The following is a 351-nucleotide window of genomic DNA, read 5'->3' on the forward strand; positions in this document are numbered from 1 at the left end:
GCCAGGAAATGCCGGGCACCAGTCCTTGAGGACACTTTGCAACTTTCCCTGCTCGAGATAGGGGCGCACTGCGTCTTCGGGCAGGAACGCGAGGCCGAATCCGTCCACCGCGGCTTGCAACATCTGCTGTTGGGTGTTGAACGTCAATTGACCGCTCACGCGTGCCTGGATTTCCCGCTTGCCCTTCTTGAGTTCCCATGCGTACACGCCTTTCGTGGTCGTGAGTCGCAAAGTCACACAGTCGTGGTTGAGCAGATCTTCGGGCGACTTGGGCAACGATCGGCCTTCAAGGTAGGCGGGTGAGCCAACGATCACTAGCGGGACATCGGGGCTGATGCGCACGGCGATCAT

1 protein-coding gene is annotated in these 351 nt (G+C 59.5%); it reads right to left on the minus strand.

The genetic code is table 11. The annotated features are described in order from the left end of the window. Positions 1–351, minus strand: a 351-nt coding sequence (locus SB725_RS30375) for a LysR substrate-binding domain-containing protein (protein ID WP_410923055.1), incomplete at both ends; no start/stop codon positions are given.

The organism is Pseudomonas sp. SIMBA_041 (assembly GCF_046535095.1).
In the GTDB taxonomy this organism is placed as follows: domain Bacteria; phylum Pseudomonadota; class Gammaproteobacteria; order Pseudomonadales; family Pseudomonadaceae; genus Aquipseudomonas; species Aquipseudomonas mucoides.